Here is a 17,777-nt window from a genome sequence, read left to right as displayed (position 1 = left end):
GCGAGTCCGTGCGCGCGCCAACCGTACTCCATTCGCCATTTGGATCCCGCTTTTGCGCACGACGTCGTCGCTTCGCATGACGAGAGTGAAAGAAAAGATACACCAATAGCGCCAATAACAGTGCGCCCAACAGAAATACGTCCACAAAAACACCAAAAACAAAGTGATACATCAAAATGAATGAGTATAACTTCGCATATTTGGACGAACAAACCAAGCGAATGATCCGTCGCGCCATTCTGAAAGGTCTGGCTGTGCCCGGTTATCAGGTCCCTTTTGCCAGCCGTGAAATGCCGATGCCATATGGCTGGGGCACCGGTGGAGTGCAGGTCTCAGCCGCTACATTGACGCCCGAGGACACGTTTAAAGTGATCGACCAGGGTGCCGATGACACCACCAATGCTGTGTCGATCCGCAAGTTCTTTGAGAACACGGCAGGTGTGGAAACGACCGAGGAAACCGAAAAAGCCACAGTCATCCAGACCCGCCACCGCATCCCCGAGGCGAAGCTACGTGAGGATCAGATCATCGTTTATCAGGTGCCGATCCCGGAACCTCTGCGCTTTCTGGAACCGCGTGAGACCGAGACACGCAAGATGCATAGCCTTGAAGAATATGGGCTGATGCATGTGAAGCTGTACGAGGACATCAGCCAGCACGGGGCGATTTCGACCGCATATGCCTATCCGGTGAAAGTGTTGGACCGCTATGTGATGGATCCGTCGCCGATCCCGAAATTCGACAACCCAAAACTTGAGATGGACGCGATCCAGCTGTTTGGTGCGGGACGTGAACAGCGGATTTACGCGGTTCCGCCGCATACCAAGGTCGTCAGTCTGGATTTCGAGGATTACCCGTTTGAGGCCACCAAGGCCGATCACCCATGCGATCTGTGCGGGGCAGAAGATAGCTATCTCGACGAAGTGATCATGGATGATGCGGGCAACCGGATGTTCGTCTGTTCCGACACTGATTATTGCCGGTCTCGCCGCGAGGCGGGCCATGTTGGCCGACTGGTCGAGGAGAATACGGCATGACCCCCCTATTGCAGGTCAAAGGCATCGAAAAGCGCTATGGCGCGCGGATCGGGTGCGCGGATGTGAGTTTTGATCTCTTCCCTGGAGAAGTGATGGGGATCGTGGGTGAAAGCGGATCGGGCAAGTCGACCCTGTTGAATTGCATGGCCGGTCATCTGGAACCCGATGCAGGGCAGGTGATCTTTGACACCCGCGCTGATGGTCCAGTGGATACGGTCACCATGTCCGAACCGGTACGTCGGATGCTGGGCCGTACGGACTGGGCCTTTGTACATCAGCATGCGCGAGACGGCCTGCGGATGTCGGTCAGTGCTGGCGGCAATATTGGTGAGCGTCTTATGGCGGTGGGGGATCGTCACTATGGCGACATCCGGGACCGTGCGATCGACTGGTTGGGCCGGGTTGAGATTGAGGAATCCCGTGTGGATGACCGACCGTCGGCCTTTTCTGGCGGGATGCAGCAGCGATTGCAGATCGCCCGCAATCTGGTCACGGGGCCGCGCCTGGTGTTCATGGATGAACCAACCGGCGGGCTGGACGTTTCCGTTCAGGCACGTTTGCTGGATCTGTTGCGCGGTTTGGTGCGTGAGATGGGGCTGAGCGCGATCATCGTCACCCATGACCTTGCCGTCGTGCGCCTGCTGGCGGATCGGCTGATGGTGATGAAAAGCGGTCATGTGGTCGAGGCCGGGTTGACCGATCAGGTTCTGGACGATCCGCAACATGCCTACACGCAGTTGCTCGTGTCCAGCGTTCTGCAGGTTTGAGTATTTGGAAAAAGATGAAGTGCTATGATTGAGCTTATCAATGTCAGCAAAAGTTTTACCCTGCATAATCAGGGTAGCGCCGTAATTCCGGTGATGCAGGGTGCATCGCTGAAAGTCGCCGAAGGTGAATGCGTCGCCCTGACCGGGGCCTCGGGCGCAGGCAAATCAACGCTGATGCGGGTGATCTATGGGAATTACCTGGCCGCATCAGGTCGGGTTCTTGTCGGTGATCTCGACGTTGCCAGGGCCGAACCGCGTGAAATTCTGGCGTTGCGGCGTGAGACGCTTGGCTACGTCAGTCAGTTCCTGCGTGTTGTTCCCAGAGTTCCGACGCTTGAGGTGGTGGCCGAGCCGCTGTTGGCCGTTGGCTGCGACAAGCAAGCGGCGCTGGATAAGGCGGCGGGTTTGTTGGGGCGGTTGAACATTCCCGAAAGACTGTGGAGCCTGAGCCCGACCACTTTTTCAGGCGGTGAGCAGCAGCGGGTGAACATCGCACGTGGCTTTGCGCATGATTACCCTGCGATGCTGTTGGATGAACCGACTGCCTCACTGGATGCGCAAAATCGTGAAACGGTGCTGTCTTTGATTGAAGAGGCCAAAGCACGCGGCGCGGCGATTGTTGGCATCTTCCACGATATCGAAGCGCGCAGCCGGGTCTGTGATCGCGAGATCAACGTGTCCGAATTCACTCCAGGAATGGCCGCATGAACGCTGCACCGATTATCGCGGTTGTTGGTCCGTCAGGTGTGGGCAAAGACAGCGTCATGGAGGCGTTGGTCGCGCGGTCGCCGGGTTTCCTGCGGGTTCGCCGGGTGATTACCCGCCCCGAAGGCGAAGTAGGTGAAGATTTCGACCGGGTGTCGGTCGAAATCTTCGAGCAGATGGTGCTGGATGGAGCCTTTGCGTTGCACTGGAGCGCGCACGGGCTGCACTATGGTATCCCGATTGAAATCGAAGACCAACGGCAATCGGCTAACACGCTGTTGGTCAATCTGTCCCGTTCGGTTTTGTTGAACGCGCAGGAGGTTTTTGGGGACCTGATCGTGGTTTCGCTGACAGCTGATCCCGAGGTGCTGGCGAAGCGCCTTTCTGTACGCGGGCGGGAAAGCGCCTCTGATCAGGCGCGTCGTCTGGGACGGGCTGGTATGCCCTTGCCCGACGGCCTGAACCGTGTGATCGAAGTTGATAACTCCGGGCCGCTGGAAGTCACGATTGATGCGACCCTTGCCGGGCTTCAATCGGAAAGGGCGTAGCGATGGATCAGATGAAACCTCCCATCTTCGGCTTCGCCCATAAGCGCCAGATCCTTAACCTGAAACGGGGCGGGCAGCAGGGGGACCAGATGGTCCTCCAATGCGGCCTTAACGGTTTTCAGCGTGGGTTTGTCCCGCTTTCCGCTAAGGGTGATGTGAAAACGGAACGTGTCCATCACGTAAGGGTAACCCCAACGCAGCAGGTTGGCGTCCTGTTCCGGCGTCAGGCCCGAGGCACGTCGGCGGTCCAGTTCCGCGGCGGACGTGGGGGCGCGAAAGCCGTCAAGTTCGCGGACGCAAGCCGCTGCAAGCGCGTTCAGCGCGTCGGTATCGCCCAAGGGCCGCAGGGCCAGAAAACGACCCAGCCGGGCGATCTCAAGCCTGTCCAGCGTGACGGGCGGTTGCATTTCGGCCAACCGTTTGCAGGCGTCTTGCAAATCGGTCAGAGATTGCCCCTTGTTCAGGCGAAATGGTGGCTTCAACGTCGCGTGAAGGCCGTATTTTCGCGGAACATCGGTCGCGGCTGCGACGTCCACGCCGTCAATGACTGGATGCGCAACTTCAGTTCCGGTTTCCATGTCCCAGCCCAACCATTTGGTCGCAAAGCTTGTCCATTCGGCCTGAGCCGGTGGCGCAAAATAGATCGCGTATCGCGTGAATGTCACATTGGCCTCCTATGCGTGGCCTTCCCAATAGCTCAAACCTTGTGAAGTTCAGATGACAGAAGAAATGATACTTGCCAATGCCACGCTTATTCTTCCCGATGAGACGATCGCGGGCAGCATTCGGATTGTAGGGGATGCGATTGCCGAGGTCGCGACCGGCGCAACTGTTCCCGCTGGTGCAATTGACTGCGAAGGCGATTATGTTTGCCCCGGTCTGGTCGAACTGCACACCGACAACCTTGAGCGTCACATTCAGCCGCGACCCAAGGTCGACTGGCCTCATGCAGCCGCTATTCTGGCCCATGATGCCGAACTGGCCAGTACCGGGATCACGACTGTTTTCGACGCGATGCGGATAGGCTCGATCCCGTCCGGGCAACGCTATGTCAAATACGCGCGCGGTCTGTCGCGTGAGCTGTGGCAGTTGCGGGAACAGGATGCGCTGAAGATCAGCCATTTTCTGCATTTGCGGGCCGAGGTCTGCTCGGAAACCCTGGCCGAAGAATTAAACGAATTTGGGCCCGAAGACCGTGTTGGTCTGGTCTCACTCATGGACCACACGCCCGGACAACGGCAGTTCCGCGATTTGTCGAAACTGGAAGCTTATCTGAAAGGCAAACTGGGGCTTGAGGGAGATGGATTTCTGCAACACGTGGCCGACCTTAAGGCGATGCGCGACCGCTATGGTGATCTGCACGAGGTAGAGACGGTAAAGGCGGCCAAACGGTTTGGTGCGATGCTGGCCAGCCATGATGACACGACGGACGAACAGGTGCGCGTATCGGCCGGTCACGGAATCACCCTTGCCGAGTTCCCGACCACAGTCGAGGCTGCGCAGTCCTGTCATGATCATGGTATCAAGGTGATGATGGGCGCACCCAATGTGATCCGAGGCGGGTCGCATTCCGGCAATGTCGCTGCGCATGAATTGGCGCAGCTGGGTCATCTCGACATATTGTCCTCGGACTATGTGCCATCCGCATTGTTGCTGTCTGCTGTGAAACTGGGCGAGATGTGGGGCGATTTTGCCCGCGGTCTGAAAACCGTGACAAAGACACCGGCAGAGGTCGTTGGGCTGGATGATCGTGGTGAGTTGCGGGCGGGTGCACGTGCGGACGTCATCCGGTTCCGGATGCGCGAAGGCACCCCTGCGTTGAATGGCGTTTGGTCCCGCGGACGGCGCGTGGCCTGATCAGGCCCTGTAGAACAAGTAACGGTCCGGCGCGATGGTGTCCGGGCCGCTGATCTGTTCAAAGCCAACCAAAGGTTGGCCCGAGATTAGCAGACCACCGGGCAACATCACCTGCGCAATCAGTGGGCTGAGGCGCGCGGCTTCGGCAACGTCCTCTTCCTTGACACCTCGCCCGAAATCGTAGTGACCGAAAGCGATCCTGGGTCCACCTTCTGCCAGCTTCTGCAGCATCGGCTCGGCCTCACCCTGCAAAAAATCCTCTGCTGGCGGTGTGCTGGACGGATGGCACTGAAGCACGCGGTCCATGACCCAGATCCTCCGATCCGGCAGAATTTCCCGCAAGTGATCATAAGTGCGCCCGTTTCCAAGGCCCATATCCAGCACGTCGCCCGCAGTGTCTGCGATCTGATCGACAGCCCAATTCAAACCGTCACGTTGTGCGGTCAGGCGGCGCAGCATGGAATCCAGTCGGCTCATTCAGATCTCCGTTTTCAATCGGCTTGGGGGGCTGACCAGACAAAGCCCGGCCCGTTCAGCAGCCGGTTCAGCAGGTCGTGGGTAAAGGCCCAGATGTCCTCATCATGAACCAGATGGTGGGTCAAGATGCCAAAGGGCTCGGTGTTGTCTGCGCGACCCACGCGGCGATCTTGCAGCAGCTGAGTGGTTTTCGCGATCAACATGTCCTGGTCGGCCAGTCCGCGTGATCCGCGCCAGTCGATTGGATCCAGATGCGTGTTGATCTGGGCCAATCCAGGCGCTGCCTGCGGGCTGGACCGTGGTGTGGCGGTCGATAAGATACGATACCCCGCTGCGGGCAATTCCTGAACCACTTCTGGCGCTATGCGGTTCCATGGCGGCACGAACATCGGGCACAATCGATCTGCAAACAGGGTGCGCAGCCGCGATATCCCTGAGCCGATATCCCCAGTGATATCGTCCATTGGCCGGTGCAGGCGGAATTCGGATTTCTTTTCATCCGGTGGTGCGTGGTTCTGATGGGCCCAACCGTGCACGACCGGGATTAGGTTTGGATGGGAAGTTACATATTCGATCAGCAGGTCTTGGGCATCGCGGGGGATGATCGCCAGATGAACGGGCACCCCAAGGTGGTCTGACATCGTGGACAAATGGTCGAGTTGCGGCGTTGTGGAAACCGCGTCATCGTCGCGCCACCACAAAGGCAGCGCCAGTCCTTGTTGACGCCAGATATCCAGCTCATCCGTCAAACTGCGCCAGTCAACACTCATCTGCGGCGCTCCAAAAGTCCCTTGGCGATGCGCACGGATTGCGCTGCACCATCGAACCCCTGATCTGAGACCGGACGAGGTTCCGATGAAATCACACGACCCACGGCCTGGGCCAATAGATCTCCGTTCAAATCTTTGCTTGGGATGACATCTATGGCGGGCATTTCCGCAAGGGTGCGGGCGCGCAGGCTCTGCTCGACCTCATTGCCATCATCAAATGGGATAAACACGGCAGCGGTTCCTGCCTGCAGAATATCCAATGCTGTATTGTAGCCACACATGCTGACCGAAGCCGCCGCGTGGGGCAGCATCTGGCGAAAATCGGGCCGCACCGGTTCCAAAGTGACAGGGGCATCCGCCACTTGCTTCCGCAGTTCGGTAATGCGCGAATTTGCATCCTGTCCGCCGATCAACAGGCGCCAGTGCCTGTTGGACATCTTTCGGGCGGCCTCGATGGCCGCGTGAAAGATCGGTTGACCAACCGAACCGCCGCCTGCGCTGACAAGCACTTCGCCTTTGCCGGTTGCATCCTTGTGCGGTGTTGGGGCTAGTGGAGCTACGAAACCCGTGTAGAACAGGCGGCCCTCCAGCTGCTCAGACACAGGCCAACTGACGTTCAACGGCACAACGCTCTGGTCCGAATGGACAAGGATGCCGTCGTAATAATCTGCGATAATCTGCTCCGCCCGCTCTGACTTTGAGGGTTTCGAGGGCGGTGCCAGAATGTCACGGATCGATCCCAGAATTACCGGGCGCGGGCGCATATCACGGGCCGCCTCTAGCGCGGCTGAAAATTCACCTGCCAGAGACCGGCGGCCAAACGGATAAAGCTCGGTGATCAGAACATCCGGTGCAAAGCTGCGAATTGCTTCAACCAGAGCAGTCTTGCGCGCCGCGAAGTACCCCTCATCCGCCACCGTTCCGGCTTGTGTCAAAAGACGGGTGAAATCAGTGCCATCCGAGCGCAAAGGGGGCAGTCCCAACAACGTCATTTCGGTCGTGTCCAATTGGGGAGCAGGCATCCCACCAGAGACCACGAAGGTATCATGCCCATCCGCGACAAAGGCCCGGCCCAGCGTCAACGCGCGGCTCAGGTGCCCGGTGCCCAACAGGTGGGTGACAACAATCATGACCTTCATTCGCGGGGGCCTTGTCGCAGCAGTCGAACCGGTTCGGGTTGCGGCTGAAAACTATCCAGATCAATGACATAAAGGCGGTTGCGCTTGATCTTGAACGGGGCGGTGCCATCAAAGTTCCATCCCCAGGCCGAGGCCAGAATGACGCGCATGATCCCGATGTGACACACGGCGACGGTGTCGCCCTGCAATCCGTCCAGCCAGGGTTGCAATCGCGCCCGCACTTCCGCCGGACTTTCGCCGTTCGGCGGGCAATAGTCCCAGCCCCAATCCTCGATATGGCGATATCCGCTGTCGGTATCCGCAATCAGGTCGACGCCGCGCTTGCCTTCCCAGTCGCCCCAGTTCATCTCGGTCAGGGCTTCAGACACCGTGGGCTCTCGCCCTGCTACCAATGCTGCGGTTTCGCTGGCGCGCTGCAGGGGGCTGGACCAGAGCGCGGCTTTGTTCCACGGCTCGGGCAGTTCATATCCGGCCAATTCGTTACGCGCGTCATCGTCCAGCGGAATGTCACTGCGGCCCTGAATACGGCCTGCGCGGTTCCAATGGGTGTGACCGTGGCGCAAAAGAGCAAGTTGTCTCATGCGGTGCCTCCGATCAAAGGCCGCGCAGCCTGCCAGAACCGTTCGGTTGCTGCGGGCATCAGGTGGCGGTTGGATATATACTCTCGGGCCGTCTCGCCAAGCGAACGGCGCAGGGCAGGGTCGCCAAGCAGCGTCTGTATCCTGGCAGCAAGCGCTTCGGGTCCCGCATCGACCGCGGGGTAGTCGGTCGGCGCCAGAACATCGCGGACACCGGGCCTGTTCTGCGCAACAACCGGAACTCCGCTGGCCTGCGCTTCAAGATAAATCATGCCATATGCCTCATTCACGCCGGGCCACACCAAGATGGACGCATTTGCGTATATGTTTTGCAAGGCGTCACGATCCAGTTGCCCAAGAAACCGGACCTTCGAGCCAAACGGTGTCATAAGGTCTTCGATCTCAGCCCGAGCAGGTCCATCCCCTGCAATATCCAAAGCCCAATCCCCGTTCAAATGCGACAGGGCCTGCGCCAGCAGCTGGTATGACGCCAGTTTGTCGCCATGCCGCATCATTCCCACCGCCAGCATCGGCCCGTCACATGAGGAAGCGGGCGGCAGGCTCGAAATTGGCAAAAAGGGCGGCAATTCGACCAGACGCTGATCCTCGAATTTTTCACGCTCCAGCGTGATCAGATCGTTGGCCGTGTGGTAGAAAATGACGTCCGCTGCGTCGCAGGCTTCATGTGCGGCTTGCGCAAAGCCGGACCATGGGCCGCGTAACCTGCTGGTCGCACGGGTACTTTCCAATTGCACATAGGGGATGCCCCGAGCGGCGCACACTTTAGGGCCCAGCAGATCGGGGGCCTTGTAGTAGTTGTGATACGTCACCCACAAATCCGTGTCGTGGGTCATGTCCGTGATCAGTCGCCAGGCTTCGGCATCGACTTCGGAGCAGAGACGTTGTTGAACCGCCGGATCGCCCGTTTTGTCATAAATGCGCAAGTCCGAGACGAGATTGACCTCATCCCCCTGCGCCCCGATCGCCCTGATCAGATTACGCGCCATTTCCCTGTCACCCGATGGCACCGGGCTGTCCGGAGATTTCATCGGTGAGAAAAAAGCGACGCGGGCCATCAGTCTTTGCCCGCGCCCAATGCGCTGAGCCGTTTGGACAACAGGGCAATGCCCGGGTCCATGCGGAATTCGGCAATCAGGCGGGAATAGGCAGCGTTGGCCATAGATGCAGTACGCTCAGGAGCGGCGGCCATTTCGGTGATCGCGCTGGCAAGTGCGGCCGGGTTGTCGTCGGACAAAACGCCATGCGTCCCGGTTTCTATGAATTCCGGAATGGCGGAAACCGGTGTCGACAGGATCGGCAACAGCTGAGACGCAGCCTCCATCAGAACATTTGGCAAGCCGTCGCGATCGCCGTCATCTGCGATCCGGCTGGGCAGCACGAACAGATCAGAGGCGCGCATCGCCTCGATCACTTCGGGTTGGTCACAGGCCCCCTTCCAGGTAATCCGGTCCGCGATACCTTGGGCCTCAGCCTGTTCGCGCAGCGCATCACCAAGCGCACCGCCTCCAATATGCGTCCAGTGCCAATCCAGTGAACTCGGCAGCAGGGAAAACGCATCTATCAGGCGATCAAAGCCCTTTTTCTCGACCAGACGACCGACTGAGAGCATGTGAAACGGCCCATCCGGTGTCCGAGCTGCGCGGGTCGGCGGATCGGGAAAACGGTTCAGGTCCAAGCCATGATAGATCAGATCGACCCGAGCCGGATCATCGGCCAAACTTCGCAAGTGTTCGGCCCCGATGGCAGTACAGGTTGCGCCAAAAGCGGCACCATGGGTTCTGGCTTGCAGTTTCTCGGCTTTCTCCCAGTCGGGTGACGTCCAGATATCCTTGGCGTGTGCCGAAAAGCTCCAGGGCAGACCGCGCATGATGGCGGCATAGCGTGCGACCGACGATGGTGTATGCATGAAATGCGCATACATCACCTGCGTTTCATCGGGCAGCTCGGCGGCCAGAACACAGGCCTGCCCGAAACGCCGGATGCGGTTATGTGTCGGGTCGCGCCGCAGGTCAGTGCGCCAGACCTTGTGAGCCTCGGCATAGCCGGGCAGGGTCTGCGCGAGGTGGCGCGCGGCCCAGACGCGATCAGGTTCTTCGTACAGGTACTCGGGCAAGTAGTGGACCTTTCCCTTGAACCGGTCATGCAGCGGGTGGCGTTTGATGTCGGTCGGGTGGCGCAGGGACCAGATGTCAAAGCTGTGGCCCGCGTCCTGCAAGGCGACCAGTTCCTGTGCGATAAACGTCTCGGAAAGGCGCGGCCATCCTTTGACCAGCACCGCGAGCTTGGGTTTTCCTGAAGTCATCCGGTGGCTCGTTCCCGTTCCCCACCAAGCAGCGCGTCCACGCGGCTTGTGACATAGTCCAGACCATCCAGCAGGCCGTCGCGGATTGCCTGAGAAGGCAGGGGCTGATCGGGCAGATTGCGAATAGCCTCAATCATCGCGTCCGCCGTTAACCCGTCACGGTTTTCGTCCAGCATTCTGACAAGACCCAGACCCTCGGCGCGTGAGGCGCGGATCCACTGTTCCAGCCGCGGTGTTGTGCGCGGAACGATGACGGCGCGTTTGTCGAACGAGAGCACCTCGCAGAACGTATTGTAGCCGCCCATGCAGACCACACCTGCAGCGCCGGCAAACAGCGTTTCGATCTGCGATTCAAAGCCAACAGCCGTGACCCGACCATTCAGCGCAGCAACACGGGTTTCGAAATCTTCCCGCAGTTCGCCCGACAGGAAGGGGCCGTAGACAAGGACAGCGCGCGGTGACAGGTTGGGGTCTTTTTCATAGGCGCACAAAACCTGGTTCACCATGGCTTTGCCGTCGCCGCCGCCTCCCGGCGTAATCAGGATGTAGGGTTGTTCCGGCGGATCGCCTATCGGCCCAAGATCGCGGCGTAAATAACCAGTCCAATGGATGCGCGACTGCGCGGCGGCGCTGAGCGGCAGGCCCTCGGTCGGATCATAGATCGAGCGCAGGCCGTACACCCAGATTTCGTCGTAGAACCTCTCAGTCGCCGCAATGGCTTCTTTCCGCTCCCACTCGGCAGCCAGCACTTCGGGTTCATCCAGAACGTCACGCAGGCCCAGGACCATTTTGGTGCGGCGGGACCGCAGCAAATTTTCCAAGGTGGGCAACAACTCGCTGCGGAAACCGGTTGGTTCCTTGTCGACGATTAGAACGTCAGGATCGAATTGCTGAACCGCCGTCTGGATAAGACCCGCCCGCAGCTCGGTCACTTCTTCGATGCCCATGCCAATTGTTTGGGATGCATAAGACCCGTCGGCGCGTTTGGTCACACCTGGCAAACGCACGTGGTCGACGCGACGCGGAAAGGTGAACCGCCCGGCCACGGGTGACCCGGTCAGGATCAGCGCCGATGCCGAAGGGTCAGCCTGCGTCATCGCACCAGCCAGTGCACGGGATCGGCGCAGGTGACCCAACCCGAACGTATCGTGGCTGTAGAACAAGATGCGCGGCGCACGGCCGGTTGTATCGTTTTGTCTTCCTAGGCTCATGCCTTTGCCCAATTCAGTGTTCTGGTGCAACTCCGCGCGCTTGCACCCGTATCGTATATATTTTTTTCAGCCGAGTGCAAAATCACTGATCCCACCAGTCGTTACCGGCTTGTATCGATTCTAACCGTGGGTTTCGCATCTGCGCCCTGTTCTACATCAAATTTCCTGCCCATCCGTCATGATGACAGCGTCTGGTTGGTCATATTCAGTTTTTTCCGGGTTGCAAACACTTCTGTTCATAGCATGGTGCGGGGAACACGGCTTGATACGATGTTGAGGCTGCGGGGGTTGAATATTTGAACCCGCCACCGGGCTTCGATAACCTGTGTTACGAATGGCGAACTGGAATAATATCCGATGACACGAACATTGCTGGCTGGATTAACGTTTGTAATCTGGTCCCTTACTCTGGCGCTGGTCACCGGTGCCGTTGCGCAGACCTCTCTGATACCGGGGTATCCCTCAGCCGGGGGCAGCAGCTCGGAAACAGCCAGCGACAGCGATCTGGCTACTGCGATCCGTTCCGCGACCGAAGCCGGGGCCAGTGTGATCGTCATCGACAGCGCCGGGCAAATCGTGTCTTCCGGCCAGCAAAACAGTGTCACCCCGGAGGCTGCACCCGGGGATCCGATGGGCGACGGTTCGCAGCTTATGAAAGCGCAGGAGCGGTTTTCGAAATTTCGCGACTCGATGAATTCACGGCTTCAGGCGCTGCCTTATTCGATCTTCGAGGTGGAATACATCCTGCGTCAGACCAGCCCGGATGGCCGAATACAGACCTATGTCGAGGTCCTGTTCTGGAACGTTCTCTTCCTTTTGATCGGACGATGGTTGTCGATTGAAATCTACGGCAAGCGTATCGCAAAGCGAATCGTCGTCGCGCGATCCAAAGAAGATCCACAAGGCTATCGTGAGAAGATGCCGTTTTTGGTGTTCCGGTTCCTGATGGGGATAGGCGCCACAATATTTGCCATGGTGATGGCGCTTATCGTCGGTTTCGTGTTTTTCGGCGAGGCTGAGGACATCTCGATCCAGTTCACGGTCACAGCAATTTTCACCGCCTTCTTCTTGTCGCGTACGGTGTCTGATCTGTGGCGTATGGTTCTATCGCCGTATCTGAGCCAATACCGCCTGCCGCCTTTCTCGGATCGTGACGCCAAACGCCTGTATATTTGGGCCTCGGCGCTGGCGACCTACGACATTACCGTGGTGCTTTTTGCCACTTGGGTAGCTGATTTTGGGCTGAACTATAACGTCTACGCCTTGGTCTATGGCGGCCTGACCATGTTTGGTGCGATCGGCAATGTCCTGATGATCCTGTTCAACGCCCGCGCCATCTCGAACGCTATCCGCGGCGGGCGATCACCGGATCAGGTGTCGTGGATTCTGCGCCTAATCTCGTTCGCATGGGCGCCGGTGCTGATCCTTTACATGGTGTTCAGCTGGTTCAAACTGGCCGTCGACCTGGTGCTGGAAAATCAAAACTCGATCCCGATCGTGGCCAGCAGCTATGCCATCTTCATGTCGGTCGTGGTTGCCTATGGGGCCATGAACTATCTTCTGGAACGGTATTTCAATCGCAACAACCAGCTGGACGCGATGAATGCCGATGGTGATGAGGCGGATGCCGAGGTTGAAGCGATCGAAACGCCGCAGGCCGAGATGCGCAAGCACTCGATCCTGACCTACGAAGATTTGGCGCGGCGGGTTGCCGGTATTCTGGCTTTTGTTGTCGGTCTATATGCGCTGGTGGTCATCTGGAATCCGGATGCCAGCTGGAGCGAGGACTTGCCGATCGAGCGGGCACTGGATGTGATGGTGATCCTCTTCATGGGCTATATCCTGTTCCATTTTTTCCGTATCGGGATCGACTCGAAGATCGCGCAGGAGATTGACGACGGCGGTGGTGAGGCTGAGCTGGGCGATGAAGGCGGAGAAGGTGGGCAAAGCCGCCTTGCAACATTGTTGCCTTTGTTCCGCGGGGCCATTCTGGCCGTAGTTGTTGTGACCATAGCGCTGATTGCCCTGATGGAATTGGGTATCAATGTCAGTCCGCTATTCGCGGGTGCTGGTGTCGTGGGCCTGGCCGTGGGCTTTGGATCGCAGACATTGGTCCGCGATATCTTTTCGGGGGCGTTCTTCCTGATGGATGACGCGTTCCGCAAGGGTGAATACATCGACATCGGCGACGTGAAGGGAACGGTCGAAAAGATCTCGGTCCGGTCGTTCCAATTGCGTCACCACCTGGGTGCGCTGAACACCATCCCCTTTGGTGAGATCAAAGTTCTGACCAACTATTCCCGCGACTGGGTGATCATGAAACTGCCGTTACGGGTGACGTATGACACCGATGTCGAGAAGGTGCGCAAGCTGATCAAGAAGTTGGGTCAAGAGTTGTTGAGCGACCCGGTGATCGGCGACAACTTTATCCAGCCGCTGAAGTCGCAAGGCGTGATCGAAATGCAGGACTCTGCGATGATCATTCGGGTCAAGTTCATGACCAAGCCGGGCGATCAATGGCTGGTGCGCAAGAAAGTCTATCAGGATATCCGCGAATTGTTCGCCCGCGAAGGCATCAAGTTCGCACACCGTGAGGTCACCGTGCGCCTGGCCGAAGGCAAGGACCCCGAGGATCTGACACCCAAGCAGCGCGAAGCTGTGACGGGTGCGGTGCAGGCGGCGATTGACGAGGATTATCTGGACGATATCGGTCCGGGTGGGGACGATCGCTGACGGGTTCTCGCGCCTCTTTGGGTGACGTCTCTGGCGAGACGTGACCCAAAGCGTTGGGCCGGGCCGCGCGTACTGCGCGGCGGTTGGTTTAGGTGAAGGCCGTGGCCCAGACCGGAGCCGACGTGCCTAGTTTAGGTGCAGGCTTGTCCCAGAACATCTTGGCGTCGCCAACGGTCAGAGCAGGTTTCAGGCGGTGACCGGAGCCCCAGCCAGATTCTTCGAGAGCTTGGCTGTAGTCTGACGGACTGGCACCGGTGATGACCTCTTTCGTGTCGAACTTGCCGAGAATGGCCAACAACTCGGCCGTGCGCGCAAGAGAGAGCTGGCCCAGCATGATCGCGTTCCCCGAGGCGGCCTCAGCCAAGGCGGACAGCACGGCGGCGGCCATCAGATAGCCGGTTGCATGATCGAGCGCCTGAACCGGCAACGGAGTTGGTTTGTCCGCATTCGCCCAGTCACGGCCTGCATCCGCGATGCCTGCGCTCATCTGGACAAGGCTGTCGAATCCGCGCCGCGCGGCCCATGGGCCCTGCCAGCCATAAGCGTCCAATGTGACTTCGACCCGGTTTGGGGCCAATTCATCGCGCTTGGCCTTGGTCAGGCCGAGCGCATCCAAAGCACCGGGGCGATACCCATGGACGAACACATCGGCCTGTGACAGCAACTCCTTCAGCTTTTCCAAACCTGAGGGCGATTTCAGATCGAGGTAAGTGCAGGATTTACCCAATGAGATGTCGGGTATGACACCGGGCTCGTCCCAACCGGGCGGGTCGACACGCAGAACGTCAGCACCAAAACCGGCGAGGGTTCGCGTTGAAACCGGCCCAGCCAGCACGCGCGTCAGGTCGAGGACGCGCAGCCCTGCCAAAGGGCGCTCAGCCGTAGCCTCGGATCGATCTCGCAGTTTGATCTGTCGCGGGCTGTGCCAACCGATCAGTGGATCGCGGGACACGGCCCGACCTTGCGGATGCTCTAACCACACTGCCCGGCTGCGCATGGCTGCGGAAACGCCACCCTGGGCCACGATTGCCGATTCCAGCTCGCTGGCGGACCATCGCCGCACCGCCTGAGAGACCGCGTCCCGATCTGCTTTGACCTCAAGAACTTTAAGTGCCGCCGCCCGGTGGCGGGGCAGGTTGGTGTGCAGCCTGATCCAACCATCCGCAGTTTGGTAGTCGCCCGCGACTGCATCCCAGAGGTTGGGCATCTCCCAACCGTTGGGCTTGAAAGAATATTGATACCAAAGCGAGGCCAGCCGGTGATCCACAGACACGTCCGGTGCGCTGGGCGACAGGTTCAGCGCCGTCGTCAGACGTGCCAGTTCCTGACCCACCGCGCCAAAAGTTGCCGTCGCCAGTTCAGATGCCGCATAGACACTGGACCAAGCCCCAGTGCCCGTTTTACGGTATCCGTCGGTTGCGGGAAGGGCTGAAATCAAGCTCATTGCTGGTATGGATCCAGACTGTCACGCAGCCCGTCACCCAGGAAATTGAAGGCCAGCACGATAACGATAATCGGTAGCATCGGGATTGCCGTCCAGGGGTAGATCTCGATCGAGGCCAGGTTCTGCGCATCGTTCAACATCACGCCCCAGCTGACGGCCGGGGCTCGCAGGCCAAGACCCAGGAAGCTGAGCGCGGTTTCCCCGAGGATCATAGCCGGTATCGATAACGTAGCCGAGGCGATCAGGTGAGACATGAAGTTCGGCAGCAGGTGCTTGCGGATGACACGGCCAGAGCTTGCACCCATCATCTCGGCGGCACGGACGTATTCTTCTTCCCTGAGGGACAAGAATTTCGCGCGCACAGAACGGGCGAGGCCAGGCCAATCGAGAATCCCGAGGATGATCGAGATGATGAAGAAAACAGCAACCGGGCTCCAGTTTGAGGGCACCGCCGCCGATAGGGCAAGCCAGAGCGGCAGTTCAGGTAGCGAGCGCAAGACCTCGATCACGCGGTTGATGACCCAATCGATCTTGCCGCCGAAATACCCGGCGATTGATCCAAAAAAGATGCCAAGGGTGAACGATACCGAAATGCCGATCAGCCCGACCGTCAGCGACAGCTGCGCGCCGTATAGAATGCGGCTGAACACATCGCGGCCCAGACGATCGGACCCCCAAAGGAACAGCGTTGCGCCCTCTGGCGCGCAGAACAGGTGGGTGTCTGATTTCACCAGCCCGGCAAGCCTGTACTCGGCCCCCTCGCAGAAAAAGCGGATTGCGCGAGGATCTTCCGTATCGGCTACGAATTTCCACTGAAAGGTCTCAAGATCGGCTTCGGCCACGATCGGATAGACATACGGGCCAATGAAGGAGCCATCGTGGAACCAATTGATGCTTTGTGGCGGGGCGTAAAGGTGTTCGCCGTTTCGCTCATTCGGCCCATAGGGGGCGATGAATCCAGCGAAGGGCAGCATCAGGTAGCAGAACAGTAGAAAAACGCCTGAAATCAAACCCAGCTTATGGGTTTTGAACTTGCGCCAGACCAGAACCCAGTTGGGTGCGTCCAGATCGGCGCGCTCTAACTGTTGCAGCGCGGCGTCCGCGTCGAAAGGTGCATCGTCGACAAAGCGACCGTCGGTGTGTTTGGTCACGCTTCACGCCCCTCGTACCGAATGCGCGGGTCTAACATGACCAGCAGGATATCAGAGATCATGGTGCCGATCAGGGTCAGCAAGGCCACGAACATCAGAATGAAGGCAGACAGAAATTGGTCCTGGGTTTTGAGTGCGGTCAGCAAGGTCGGGCCGATGGTTTGCAGGCCAAGCACGACAGACACCAGAACCGATCCGGATATCATCGACGGCAGAAGATTCCCGATATCCGCAACAAAGGGGTTGAACGCCACGCGCAGCGGATACTTTGTCAGCATTCTCGATGGCGCCATACCCTTGGCAATGGCCGTTTCCACATAAGGTTTACCCAGTTCATCCAGCATGTTCGCACGCAGGCGCTGCATCATCGCCGAGGCGCCAGATGTGCCAATGACGAAAGTCGGCACGATCAGGTGGACAAGAATGGACTTCAGCTTTTCCCAGCTCATTGGCTGACCTTCGAAGGATGGGTCCATCAGGCCGCCGATGGGCAGGTTGAAGTAGCGGTGTCCGTAATAGAACAGGATCAGTGCCAGTAGGAAGTTGGGCGTCGCCAAACCAAGATAGCCAACAAAGGCCGACGTATAGTCAATCCAGGTTCGCGATTTTGCTGCGGCGAGGACGCCCAGTGGCAGGGCAACGGCATAAACGAACAGGATAGCGGCCAGGTTGACCACAACGGTTAGCCATAGGGTGTCGCCAACGATCTCGGCGACGGGACGGTCGAATTCAAAAGACCAACCGTAATTTCCCTGCAGGAGACCCTCAAACCCGTGCGGTCCGGGCCAGAATCCCATCCAGACCAGGTACTGTTCCCATACGGGACGATCCAGGGCGTATTCTGCGCGCAGGAATTCAGCCTTGGCAACACCTGCGGATTGGCCCGAGGCCTGCAATTCCGCGATCTGATTGCTCAGATAATCGCCGGGCGGCAGGTTGATGATCACGAAGATCAGAACCGACACCACCAGCAAAGTCAGCAGCATCGTGAAAAAGCGATACACCGCGTAGCGCAGCATTACCATTTAGCTGCTCCT

17 protein-coding genes are annotated in these 17,777 nt (G+C 58.7%); 6 read left to right on the top strand and 11 right to left on the bottom strand.

The annotated features are described in order from the left end of the window. Positions 1-176: 176 nt before the first annotated feature. From DS906_RS19190 to phnN, 4 genes are read left to right on the top strand one after another with little or no spacing between them, the layout of a single operon-like run. Positions 177-1,037: an alpha-D-ribose 1-methylphosphonate 5-phosphate C-P-lyase PhnJ gene (locus DS906_RS19190; protein WP_113791674.1), complete on the top strand. Its 861-nt coding sequence runs from the start codon at positions 177-179 to the stop codon at positions 1,035-1,037. Beyond that, on the top strand, positions 1,034-1,804 hold the full coding sequence (gene phnK / locus DS906_RS19185) for a phosphonate C-P lyase system protein PhnK (protein WP_113791673.1): 771 nt from the start codon (positions 1,034-1,036) through the stop codon (positions 1,802-1,804). The genes DS906_RS19190 and phnK overlap by 4 nt, the downstream gene beginning before the upstream one ends. Before the next feature lie 24 nt (positions 1,805-1,828). Next, the gene (phnL, locus tag DS906_RS19180) at positions 1,829-2,512 is read left to right on the top strand and encodes a phosphonate C-P lyase system protein PhnL (protein ID WP_113791672.1); all 684 of its coding nucleotides are present in this window, start codon (positions 1,829-1,831) and stop codon (positions 2,510-2,512) included. Then, positions 2,509-3,057, top strand: a complete 549-nt coding sequence (gene phnN, locus DS906_RS19175) for a phosphonate metabolism protein/1,5-bisphosphokinase (PRPP-forming) PhnN (RefSeq protein WP_113791671.1) — start codon at positions 2,509-2,511, stop codon at positions 3,055-3,057. The genes phnL and phnN overlap by 4 nt, the downstream gene beginning before the upstream one ends. Here phnN and DS906_RS19170 read toward each other — a convergent pair. Beyond that, positions 3,039-3,722: a DUF1045 domain-containing protein gene (locus DS906_RS19170; protein ID WP_113791670.1), complete on the bottom strand. Its 684-nt coding sequence runs from the start codon at positions 3,720-3,722 to the stop codon at positions 3,039-3,041. The two genes, phnN and DS906_RS19170, sit on opposite strands and share 19 nt — an antisense overlap. 52 nt (positions 3,723-3,774) lie before the next feature. Here DS906_RS19170 and DS906_RS19165 point away from each other — a divergent pair, with 52 nt between their 5' ends. Continuing rightward, positions 3,775-4,914 carry an alpha-D-ribose 1-methylphosphonate 5-triphosphate diphosphatase gene (locus tag DS906_RS19165; RefSeq protein ID WP_113791669.1) on the top strand — a complete coding sequence of 380 codons (1,140 nt, stop codon included), beginning with the start codon at positions 3,775-3,777 and terminating at the stop codon, positions 4,912-4,914. On the opposite strand, the gene DS906_RS19160 is transcribed toward DS906_RS19165, so the two are convergent. The 7 genes from DS906_RS19160 to DS906_RS19130 are packed head-to-tail and all read right to left on the bottom strand — an operon-like array spanning position 4,915 to position 11,412. Next, a complete protein-coding gene (locus tag DS906_RS19160; protein WP_113791668.1) occupies positions 4,915-5,391 on the bottom strand; it encodes a class I SAM-dependent methyltransferase in 477 nt (158 codons plus the stop codon). A 14-nt stretch (positions 5,392-5,405) separates the two neighbouring features. Continuing rightward, complete coding sequence (locus DS906_RS19155) at positions 5,406-6,161, bottom strand: polysaccharide deacetylase family protein (RefSeq protein ID WP_113791667.1); 756 nt, start codon at positions 6,159-6,161, stop codon at positions 5,406-5,408. After that, positions 6,158-7,300 (bottom strand): glycosyltransferase family protein, encoded by a 1,143-nt coding sequence (locus tag DS906_RS19150; protein WP_113791666.1) that lies wholly within the window; start codon positions 7,298-7,300, stop codon positions 6,158-6,160. Before DS906_RS19150 ends, DS906_RS19155 begins: the two co-directional genes overlap by 4 nt. Continuing rightward, complete coding sequence (locus tag DS906_RS19145) at positions 7,297-7,881, bottom strand: histidine phosphatase family protein (protein WP_113791665.1); 585 nt, start codon at positions 7,879-7,881, stop codon at positions 7,297-7,299. The genes DS906_RS19150 and DS906_RS19145 overlap by 4 nt, the downstream gene beginning before the upstream one ends. Then, positions 7,878-8,954 carry a glycosyltransferase family 4 protein gene (locus tag DS906_RS19140; protein WP_113791664.1) on the bottom strand — a complete coding sequence of 359 codons (1,077 nt, stop codon included), beginning with the start codon at positions 8,952-8,954 and terminating at the stop codon, positions 7,878-7,880. The genes DS906_RS19145 and DS906_RS19140 overlap by 4 nt, the downstream gene beginning before the upstream one ends. Then, the gene (locus DS906_RS19135; RefSeq protein ID WP_113791663.1) at positions 8,954-10,201 is read right to left on the bottom strand and encodes a glycosyltransferase family 4 protein; all 1,248 of its coding nucleotides are present in this window, start codon (positions 10,199-10,201) and stop codon (positions 8,954-8,956) included. Before DS906_RS19135 ends, DS906_RS19140 begins: the two co-directional genes overlap by 1 nt. Continuing rightward, complete coding sequence (locus tag DS906_RS19130; RefSeq protein ID WP_113791662.1) at positions 10,198-11,412, bottom strand: glycosyltransferase family protein; 1,215 nt, start codon at positions 11,410-11,412, stop codon at positions 10,198-10,200. The genes DS906_RS19135 and DS906_RS19130 overlap by 4 nt, the downstream gene beginning before the upstream one ends. A 357-nt stretch (positions 11,413-11,769) precedes the next feature. On the opposite strand from DS906_RS19130, the gene DS906_RS19125 reads away from it, so the two are divergent. After that, positions 11,770-14,145 (top strand): mechanosensitive ion channel domain-containing protein, encoded by a 2,376-nt coding sequence (locus tag DS906_RS19125; RefSeq protein ID WP_113791661.1) that lies wholly within the window; start codon positions 11,770-11,772, stop codon positions 14,143-14,145. An 88-nt stretch (positions 14,146-14,233) separates the two neighbouring features. On the opposite strand, the gene DS906_RS19120 is transcribed toward DS906_RS19125, so the two are convergent. The 3 genes from DS906_RS19120 to DS906_RS19110 are packed head-to-tail and all read right to left on the bottom strand — an operon-like array spanning position 14,234 to position 17,765. Continuing rightward, complete coding sequence (locus tag DS906_RS19120) at positions 14,234-15,589, bottom strand: CoA transferase (protein ID WP_113791660.1); 1,356 nt, start codon at positions 15,587-15,589, stop codon at positions 14,234-14,236. After that, positions 15,586-16,740 carry an ABC transporter permease gene (locus DS906_RS19115; protein WP_113791659.1) on the bottom strand — a complete coding sequence of 385 codons (1,155 nt, stop codon included), beginning with the start codon at positions 16,738-16,740 and terminating at the stop codon, positions 15,586-15,588. Before DS906_RS19115 ends, DS906_RS19120 begins: the two co-directional genes overlap by 4 nt. Further along, a complete protein-coding gene (locus tag DS906_RS19110; protein WP_113791658.1) occupies positions 16,737-17,765 on the bottom strand; it encodes an ABC transporter permease in 1,029 nt (342 codons plus the stop codon). Before DS906_RS19110 ends, DS906_RS19115 begins: the two co-directional genes overlap by 4 nt. Positions 17,766-17,777 lie beyond the last annotated feature (12 nt).

The organism is Ruegeria sp. A3M17 (assembly GCF_003318255.1).
GTDB lineage: Bacteria > Pseudomonadota > Alphaproteobacteria > Rhodobacterales > Rhodobacteraceae > Ruegeria.
This window is presented reverse-complemented; position numbering and strand designations above follow the sequence as displayed.

What these genes read in the sequence shown, in the direction of transcription:
- DS906_RS19190 (WP_113791674.1), top strand. Translation starts at nt 177, where the DNA reads ATGAATGAGTATAACTTCGCATATTTGGACGAACAAACCAAGCGAATG.
- DS906_RS19110 (WP_113791658.1), bottom strand. Translation starts at nt 17,765, where the DNA reads ATGGTAATGCTGCGCTACGCGGTGTATCGCTTTTTCACGATGCTGCTG.
- phnN (WP_113791671.1), top strand. Translation starts at nt 2,509, where the DNA reads ATGAACGCTGCACCGATTATCGCGGTTGTTGGTCCGTCAGGTGTGGGC.
- phnK (WP_113791673.1), top strand. Translation starts at nt 1,034, where the DNA reads ATGACCCCCCTATTGCAGGTCAAAGGCATCGAAAAGCGCTATGGCGCG.
- DS906_RS19155 (WP_113791667.1), bottom strand. Translation starts at nt 6,161, where the DNA reads ATGAGTGTTGACTGGCGCAGTTTGACGGATGAGCTGGATATCTGGCGT.
- DS906_RS19160 (WP_113791668.1), bottom strand. Translation starts at nt 5,391, where the DNA reads ATGAGCCGACTGGATTCCATGCTGCGCCGCCTGACCGCACAACGTGAC.
- phnL (WP_113791672.1), top strand. Translation starts at nt 1,829, where the DNA reads ATGATTGAGCTTATCAATGTCAGCAAAAGTTTTACCCTGCATAATCAG.
- DS906_RS19120 (WP_113791660.1), bottom strand. Translation starts at nt 15,589, where the DNA reads ATGAGCTTGATTTCAGCCCTTCCCGCAACCGACGGATACCGTAAAACG.
- DS906_RS19145 (WP_113791665.1), bottom strand. Translation starts at nt 7,881, where the DNA reads ATGAGACAACTTGCTCTTTTGCGCCACGGTCACACCCATTGGAACCGC.
- DS906_RS19135 (WP_113791663.1), bottom strand. Translation starts at nt 10,201, where the DNA reads ATGACTTCAGGAAAACCCAAGCTCGCGGTGCTGGTCAAAGGATGGCCG.
- DS906_RS19140 (WP_113791664.1), bottom strand. Translation starts at nt 8,954, where the DNA reads ATGGCCCGCGTCGCTTTTTTCTCACCGATGAAATCTCCGGACAGCCCG.
- DS906_RS19150 (WP_113791666.1), bottom strand. Translation starts at nt 7,300, where the DNA reads ATGAAGGTCATGATTGTTGTCACCCACCTGTTGGGCACCGGGCACCTG.
- DS906_RS19165 (WP_113791669.1), top strand. Translation starts at nt 3,775, where the DNA reads ATGACAGAAGAAATGATACTTGCCAATGCCACGCTTATTCTTCCCGAT.
- DS906_RS19130 (WP_113791662.1), bottom strand. Translation starts at nt 11,412, where the DNA reads ATGAGCCTAGGAAGACAAAACGATACAACCGGCCGTGCGCCGCGCATC.
- DS906_RS19125 (WP_113791661.1), top strand. Translation starts at nt 11,770, where the DNA reads ATGACACGAACATTGCTGGCTGGATTAACGTTTGTAATCTGGTCCCTT.